Annotated in this window: 7 protein-coding genes; 3 read left to right on the top strand and 4 right to left on the bottom strand. The window is 68.1% G+C overall.

What is annotated here, in order from left to right:
* Positions 1-169 precede the first annotated feature (169 nt).
* Entirely contained in the window at positions 170-1,246 is a 1,077-nt protein-coding gene (gene rlmN / locus WKI94_RS06215; RefSeq protein WP_337844903.1) for a 23S rRNA (adenine(2503)-C(2))-methyltransferase RlmN, read from the top strand.
* Here rlmN and WKI94_RS06210 read toward each other — a convergent pair.
* Positions 1,215-2,375: an acyl-CoA dehydrogenase family protein gene (locus WKI94_RS06210; protein WP_337844902.1), complete on the bottom strand. Its 1,161-nt coding sequence runs from the start codon at positions 2,373-2,375 to the stop codon at positions 1,215-1,217. The two genes, rlmN and WKI94_RS06210, sit on opposite strands and share 32 nt — an antisense overlap.
* Positions 2,376-2,448: 73 nt before the next feature.
* On the opposite strand from WKI94_RS06210, the gene WKI94_RS06205 reads away from it, so the two are divergent.
* Positions 2,449-3,522 carry a prepilin peptidase gene (locus WKI94_RS06205; RefSeq protein ID WP_337844901.1) on the top strand — a complete coding sequence of 358 codons (1,074 nt, stop codon included), beginning with the start codon at positions 2,449-2,451 and terminating at the stop codon, positions 3,520-3,522.
* A gap of 5 nt (positions 3,523-3,527) precedes the next feature.
* Positions 3,528-4,448 (top strand): nitroreductase family protein, encoded by a 921-nt coding sequence (locus WKI94_RS06200; RefSeq protein WP_337844900.1) that lies wholly within the window; start codon positions 3,528-3,530, stop codon positions 4,446-4,448.
* Positions 4,449-4,534: 86 nt separating this feature from the next.
* Here the strand turns inward: WKI94_RS06200 and WKI94_RS06195 are convergent, their stop codons facing one another.
* The 3 genes from WKI94_RS06195 to recF are packed head-to-tail and all read right to left on the bottom strand — an operon-like array spanning position 4,535 to position 7,076.
* The gene (locus tag WKI94_RS06195) at positions 4,535-5,299 is read right to left on the bottom strand and encodes a peptidoglycan endopeptidase (protein WP_337844899.1); all 765 of its coding nucleotides are present in this window, start codon (positions 5,297-5,299) and stop codon (positions 4,535-4,537) included.
* Between the two features lie 5 nt (positions 5,300-5,304).
* Positions 5,305-6,087, bottom strand: a complete 783-nt coding sequence (locus tag WKI94_RS06190) for a DUF721 domain-containing protein (RefSeq protein ID WP_337844898.1) — start codon at positions 6,085-6,087, stop codon at positions 5,305-5,307.
* On the bottom strand, positions 6,048-7,076 hold the full coding sequence (gene recF / locus WKI94_RS06185; protein ID WP_337844897.1) for a DNA replication and repair protein RecF: 1,029 nt from the start codon (positions 7,074-7,076) through the stop codon (positions 6,048-6,050). Before recF ends, WKI94_RS06190 begins: the two co-directional genes overlap by 40 nt.
* Positions 7,077-7,150: the final 74 nt, after the last annotated feature.

Raw genomic sequence — 7,150 nt, 5'->3', positions numbered from 1 at the left:
GCCAGCCGGGCTCCCTTCCACATCTCCTGGCCGATGGTGGTAAGCTGCATTCGTGGGGACCTCCTTCATGTTGGAGTGGTCCCCACATTTTAGTTGGGGCAGTCTCACATGTGTTTGTCCGAGCACAGGGGTGGTTGCGGCCTTGGCCCTTCCCTCCTAGAATGGGAAGATGGCCGACCGGCCAAAGACCCCACCCATGAAGCCCATCCTGGAACTTTCCCCCGAGGAGCTTCCGGGCGAGGGCTACCGCAAGGCCCAGATCGCCCACTGGCTTTACGCCCGGGGGGTGCGGGACTTTTCTGAGATGACCGACCTTCCCAAGGGGCTCCGGGAGGCGTTGGCCGGGGAGTGGCGCATCTCGGAGTTCGCCCTGGTGGAGGCCTACCCGAGCCGGGATGGGAGCGTGAAGTACCTCTTTACCCTCCTAGACGGCAAGAAGACCGAGGCCGTCTACATGCCCTACGAGAACCGCAAGACGGTCTGCCTTTCCAGCATGGTGGGCTGCCCCGCGGGGTGCACCTTCTGCGCCACGGGGGCCTTGGGTTTCGGCCGCAACCTCACCGCGGCGGAGATCCTGGACCAGCTCCTCGCCATCGCCTACCACCAGGGGATCTCCCCTAGGGAGATCCGCAACGTGGTCCTCATGGGCATGGGGGAGCCCCTTTTGAACCTCACCAACGTCCTGAAGGCGGTGCGCACCATGCTTCACCCTAAGGGTCTGGCCATGAGCCCGCGGCGCATCACCCTCTCCACCGTGGGCATCCCCCGGGGGATCCACCGCCTGGCGGAGGAGGACCTGGGGGTGCGCCTGGCCCTCTCCCTCCACGCCCCCGACGACGAGACCCGAAGGAAGATCATCCCCACCGCCCACCGCTACCCCATCCAGGAGATCATGGAGGCGGTGCGGGCCTACTACGCCAAGACCAAGCGGCGGGTGACCTTTGAGTACACCCTCCTCCAGGGCCTGAACGACCACCCCTGGCAGGCCCGGCTTCTGGCCAAGCTCCTAAGGGGGGTGAGCGCCCACGTGAACCTCATCCCCTTTAACCCCTGGCCCGGGGCTCCGGTGAAGGGCACGCCCAAAGCGGGCATCCTGGCCTTTGCCGAGGAGCTGAAGCGGGCCGGCATCCCCACCTCCATCCGCTTCAGCCGGGGGCAGGACGTAGGGGCGGCTTGCGGGCAGCTTGCCCTCAGGACCCCCAAGGCCCTAACCTTTACGCTCCTTCCAGAAGGCGCCGGGCAATGACCACCTTCAAGACCTCGCTCGTCCCCTCCCCGATGCGGGTAAGGCGGGCGTCCCGCCAGTAGCGCTCCACGGGGTAGTCCTTGATGTACCCATAGCCCCCAAGGATCTGGATGGCCTCGTCGCAGGCCTTCACCGCTACCTCGCTGGCGAAGAGCTTGGCCTGGGCGGCCTCGAGGGCGAAGGGCCGCCCCGCGTCCTTGAGCTCCGCCGCTTTGAGGTAAAGGAGCCTCGCCGCCTCCAGCTCCGTGGCCATCTCCGCCAGCTTAAAGGAAACCCCCTGGAACTCGGCGATGGGCCGCCCGAAGGCCTCCCGCTCCTTGGCGTAGCGGAGGGCGTAGTCTAGGGCGGCCCGGCCCAGGCCCACGGCCATGGCGGCGATGCCGATGCGGCCCCCGTCCAGCACCCTTAGGACATCGTAGAAGGCCTGGCCCCTTTTCCCCAAAAGGGCCTCCTCGGGCAGGAAGAGGTCTTCCAGGATGAGTTGGGCGGTGTCAGAGGCGCTAAGCCCTAGCTTCTCCTCTTTCCGTCCTACCTTTAGGTCTCGCTCGGGCCGGAAGAAGGCGAAGGCGGAGATCCCCAAGTGCCGCTTGCCCTCCGCCGGGGGGTCGGTGCGGGCCATGATCACGTAGACCCCGGCTACGCTCCCCTGGGTGATGAACTGCTTGGTGCCGTTTAGGAGGAATCCCCCCGCCACCGGCTCGGCCCGGGTCTTGAGGCCGGCTGCATCTGACCCCGCCCCCGGCTCCGTGAGGCCCCAGGCCCCGAGGGCCTCCCCCGAGGCCAGCCTGGGGAGGAACTCGGCCTTCTGCCCGTCGCTTCCGGCGAGGAGGATGTGCCCTGTGGCTAGGGAGTTATGGCTGGCCACGGTGAGGGCCAAGGCCCCGTCCACGTAGGCGATCTCCTCCACCATGCGGGCGAAAAGGCGCGTGGAAAGCCCCGCCCCCCCGTAGGCCTCGGGGACCGTGGCCCCGAAGACCCCGAACTCGGCAAGCTTCCGCACGAGCTCCCAGGGAAAGGTCCCGGTCCGGTCCCTTTCCGCTGCCCCTGCTGCCACCTCGGCCTTCAAGAACTCCCGGAAGGGCCCAAGCACCTGCCGCTCCTCCTGGCTCTCCTCAAACCATAGGGCCATGGGGTCATTATATAACACTTTACTGCCAATAAGCAAAAATCCGTCACGCAATGGGCTTGGTACAATAACCCTCATGTGGTTCCTTTTTGCCCTCCTCCTGGGGCTTGCCGTGGGCTCTTTCGTCAACGTGGTGATCCATCGCCTTCCCAAAGGGGAAGGCCTAGGGGGGAGGAGCCGCTGTCCCCATTGCGGGCACACCCTTTCCCCCTCCGACCTCGTTCCCGTCCTCTCCTACCTTGCCCTAAGGGGGCGGTGCCGCTACTGCAAGGCGCCCATCTCCTCCCGCTACCCCCTGGTGGAGGGGCTTACGGGCGGGCTTTTCCTCCTCACCGCCCTCTACTTTCCCCCCGGGGTGGAGGCGCTTTTGGTCTTCCTCTTCCTCGCCTTTTTGGTGGCCCTGGCCTTCATAGACCTGGACACCCAGGAGCTTCCCGACGGGCTCACCTATGGCCTCCTCTTCCTGGGCCTCCTTGCCGCGGGGCTTTTGGGGTTTCCCCTGGGTTTTGGCCAGGCCCTGGACGGGGCGCTTTTGGCGGCGGGCCTCCTGGCCCTTGTGGCGGGGTACGGGGCCTTTTTCCTGAGGCGCTTTAGGGAGGGGAAGCCCGAGGTCCCCGTGGGCTCTCACCAGGTGCACATGGCCGCCCTCTTCGGGGCCCTTTTGGGCCCGGGGGTGGGGATGGCCCTGGCCTTTCTCTCCTGGGCCCTTTCCGCCCGCACGGGGCGGCCGGTGGTCCTAAAGGACCGAATCGTCCTCCCGCTCCTTCCCTTGGCCTGGGCCCTAGGCTTCCTCCTGGGGGGGATGGGTTATGTTCAGGCCCTTCAGGGGAGCCTGGTGGCCGCGGGGGGGCTGGCCCTGGCCGGGGGGCTTTATTGGGCCTTTCGTGCCCCTTCCTTGGAGCCTGAGGAGGAAGAGCCCGTGGCCATGGGCTACGGGGATGTGAAGCTCATGGGGGCCCTAGGGGCCTGGCTTGGGCCCTATGCCCTACTCGCCCTCCTCCTCGCCGCCTTTTCCGGGGCCCTTCTCGGGGTTCTTTTCCGCCAGCGCACCCTGCCCTTTGGCCCCCATCTGGCCCTTGGGGGGGTGGTGGCCTTCTTCTATGGGGAGGCCCTGGTGCGGGCCTACCTGGCCTACCTGGGCGTAAGCTAAGGGGCGTGGAGGTTCTAGAAGCCCTGAAGCGAAGGCGGAGCGTGCGCCGGTTCAAGCCGGTGCCCCTCCCCGAGGAGGACCTGGAGAAGCTCCTTTTTGCCCTGCAGCGCGCCCCCACAGACGCCAGCGCCCAGCTCTACTCCGCCCTCCGGGTCACGGACCCTGTCCTCCGGGATAGGATCGCCCAGCTTTCCGGGGAACAGGAGCACATCCGCCAGGCGGCGGAGTTTTTCGTTTTCCTGGCGGATGTCCACCGGTTGGAAAGGCTCCTGGCCCACCGGGGAGAGGCCATGGCCTTCTGGCCCCGCACCGCCCTGCACTTCGCCCTCATAGACGCTGCTCTTTCCGCTGCCTACCTCGCCCTTACCGCGGAGAGCCTGGGGTACGGGGTGTGCTTCATCGGGGGGGTGTTGAACGGGGTGGAGGCCTTGATAGACCTCTTGGGCTTGCCCCCGGGGGTCCTCCCCGCGGTGGGGCTGGCGGTGGGCGTGCCCGACGAGGAAGGCCCCCCTAGGCCCAGGCTACCCCGGGCCCTGGTGATCCACGAGAACCGCTACCGCCCCTACACCCCGGAAGACCTCGAGGCCGCCTATGGGGCCATGGCCTCCTACAGCCGGGTGGGGGACTGGGGCCGGGTCCTCCGGCGCTACTTTGCCCAAGGGGGCACCATGGCGGAGCGGGAAGAGCCCTACGGCCGCGCCCTGGTGCGCCAGGGCCTGGACCCCGACCTACCCCGGCAGGCTGAGGCCTACTCCCTGGGGGCCCTCATCGGGGAGGCCTTGGCGGAGGCCCGGGGGGTGCTCTTCCGCCTGGGGGAGGCCTGGGTGGAGCGGGAGGCCGAGGCCTTCCGGGGGGAGGGGAGGCCGGGAGAGGCCCTTTGGGAGGCCCTGGAAAAGGCCCAGGGGCGAAGGCCCCCTTGGCCCTAAGCACCTCGGCGCCGAAAAGCCCTTCCGGGGCTTGTGAGGAAAGGCGGGCGGGGCCCTTCTTCGGGCCCCGCCGAAGCGAAAGCTTCTTAGCGGCCCGCTTCGGGGAGGGGGGGCCTGCGGGCGCCCCGGTAGGCCTTCTGGTAGAAGGGGGCCTCGAGGCTCTCTATGACCACCCGGCTCCCGTAGCTGCTGGCGTGGGCGAAGACCCCCCGGCCCAGGTAGATCCCCACGTGGTCCACCTCCCGCCCGGCGAAGCTGAAAAAGACCAGGTCCCCGGGCTTTAGGCCCTCCGCCTCGGGCAGGGCGCGCCACTGCTCGTGAGTGGTGCGGGGCAGGGCCACCCCGAGCTCTGCGTAGACCTGGGCTACGAAGGCGGAGCAGTCCAGGGCCAGGGGGGAGTTGGCCCCGTACTTGTAGGGCACCCCCAGGTAGCGGAGAACGCTCCGGAGAAGGGGGCTTTCCGGGTCCAGGGCCTCTTCCTGGGGGGGCGGGGCTGGGGCTTCGGGGAGGGTGCGTTGGGGCAGCCTGAGGACCTGGCCCGCTTGGAGCTCGTCGCTTTCCAGGCCGTTCAGGGCCTTCAGGGCTTCCACCGTGGTCCCATAGCGCCGGGCGATGGAGAAGAGGGTTTCCCCGGGAGCCACCACGTGGGTGGGGTCTTGGGCCGGGCTTACCCTTAGGACCTGTCCGGGCCGGATGAGGAAGTCCTGGAGGCCGTTTAGCCTCTTTAGCTCTTCCACCGTGGTGCCGTAGCGCCGGGCAATGGAGAAAAGGGTCTCCCCCGGGGCCACCACGTGGGTGAGCTCTCCTTGGGCCAAAGCCAGGCCCAGGAACAAGAGGGCTAAAAGGCGCATTGGCCTCATTCTATCCGCTTGAGGAGGCTCTGCACCCCTTCGGGTAGGGGCTCCTCGGGGAAAAGGGCCCGGAAGCGCTGGGCCAGGTCCGTAAGGAGGGGCCAGAAAGCGGGCTCCTTTAGGGCCACGGGGTACAGGTCCTGAAGCTCCCCAAGAAGCCTTTCCCGGGCCAGGTGCCGGGCGACGAGGAGGGGTTCGCCGGAAAGCCTTGGGGGCTTGCCCCGGGCAAGCCTTTCCGCCTCCTTGGCCACCAGGGGGCTTTGCAGGTGGCGGCGGCAGGTGGGGCAAGGGCTCTTCTCGCTTGGGGCCTGGCAGATGGGGCAGGGGCTGCCCCGACGCTTTCTCAAGAGGGCCAAGGCGGCCCGTTCCACCCGCTCCCGTAGCTCTTTGGGTGCAGTCTCGGCCAAGGCGCGGGCCTTTTCCAAAAGCGCAGGGGTTAGGGGTTCCTCTGGGGGGCGTTCCCCTGGGGGAGGGGCCTCCAGGGGCCCCACCCGGAAGCGGATCTCCCGCACCTTTCCAGGGAAACGGGCCGAGAGGCGCTGGAGGAGGTCCAGGCGGCGGTAGGTGAGCTGGTGGGCCAAAACGGGGTCCGCCACCTGCACGGTGAGAAGCCCATCCTCCAGGGCGAGGGCCTGGGTGAGCCGAGCCAGCTCCGGCCCCACCACCTCCTTCCAGGAGGCGAGGAGGAGGGCCCGCTCCATCCGGGCCCGGCTTCCCGCCTGGGCCAGAGCTAGGGGCACCATCTCCTTCAGCCGCCGCACAGCACCACCCCCCCTTCCATCCAGCATACCGGGACCCCCTCTGGGGCGCTGAGCCCCACCAGGATGGCCTGGGGTAGGGCCTTGGCGTAGGCCAGGATGGCCTTTTGCCGGGCCTCGTCCAGTTCCTCGCTCCACTCGTCCAGGAGGAGGAGGGGAGGCTCCTCGTGGTGCTGCCACAGCAGGCGGTGCTCCGCAAGCCTTAGGGCCAAGGCCAGGGTTTTGGCCTCGCCGCGGCTTGCGAAGCGGTGGGCGGGCCGGCCCGAGAGGAGGAAGAGAAGGTCGTCCCGGTGGGGGCCCACCAGAGTCTGGCCCCGCTCCCGCTCCTCCTTGGCCGTGGCCCTGAGGGCCTCGAGGAGGCCCGGCCCCGCGGTCTCCTCCAGGGTGGCCCCCACCCCCTTCCCCCCCAGGGCAACATGGACTTCTTCCAGTATGGGCAGGAAGCGGGCCAGGAAGCGCCTCCGGTAGGCCATGATCTCCTCCCCGTAGCGGGCCAGGGCCTGGTCCCAGGCGGAAAGCCCGTTCCCCCCCTGGCGGAGGAGGGCGTTCCGTTGCCTTAGGACCTTCTCGTAGGCGGAAAGGAGCCCCCCATACCGGGCGGAGAAGCGGGCGATCAGGCGGTCCAGAAACCCCCGCCGTGCCTCCCGGCTCCCCAGGACCACCTCTACGTCCTCAGGGGAGAGGAGGACGGATCCGGGAAGGTCCAGAAGCCCCTTAAGCCCGGTGGGCTTCTCGTTGATCCGGAAGGTGCGCCCTTCGGGGGTGAGGGTGGCCTCGAGGCGGAAGACCCCCAAGGCCGTCTCCACTTCCCCCCAAAGCCAGGCCTCCCCTTCCCCGAAGCGGATCTGGTCCTGGAGGCCTCCTTCCATCTCCCCGGTGAGGAGGAGGTGGATCCCCCTCAGGAGGTTGGTCTTGCCCTGGGCGTTCCCCCCCACCACCGCGGAAAGCCCTTGGGGAGGGCGGTAAGCGGAGAGGGCCAGGTTGCGAAAGTTCCTCTGCCGGAAAAGGAGAAGCCGCATGGCTAAGCACCTCGGCATTGAAAGATCCTCGGGGGCTCGGAGGAAGGGTGGTCTAGGCCCTTCTTATGGGGCTC

Source organism: Thermus sp. (genome assembly GCF_037444525.1).
In the GTDB taxonomy this organism is placed as follows: domain Bacteria; phylum Deinococcota; class Deinococci; order Deinococcales; family Thermaceae; genus Thermus.
Note: the sequence above shows the minus strand (reverse complement) of the source record. Positions and strands in the feature narration are given on the sequence as shown.

What these genes read in the sequence shown, in the direction of transcription:
- WKI94_RS06210 (WP_337844902.1), bottom strand. Translation starts at nt 2,375, where the DNA reads ATGGCCCTATGGTTTGAGGAGAGCCAGGAGGAGCGGCAGGTGCTTGGG.
- WKI94_RS06190 (WP_337844898.1), bottom strand. Translation starts at nt 6,087, where the DNA reads ATGCTGGATGGAAGGGGGGGTGGTGCTGTGCGGCGGCTGAAGGAGATG.
- WKI94_RS06205 (WP_337844901.1), top strand. Translation starts at nt 2,449, where the DNA reads ATGTGGTTCCTTTTTGCCCTCCTCCTGGGGCTTGCCGTGGGCTCTTTC.
- rlmN (WP_337844903.1), top strand. Translation starts at nt 170, where the DNA reads ATGGCCGACCGGCCAAAGACCCCACCCATGAAGCCCATCCTGGAACTT.
- WKI94_RS06195 (WP_337844899.1), bottom strand. Translation starts at nt 5,299, where the DNA reads ATGCGCCTTTTAGCCCTCTTGTTCCTGGGCCTGGCTTTGGCCCAAGGA.
- recF (WP_337844897.1), bottom strand. Translation starts at nt 7,076, where the DNA reads ATGCGGCTTCTCCTTTTCCGGCAGAGGAACTTTCGCAACCTGGCCCTC.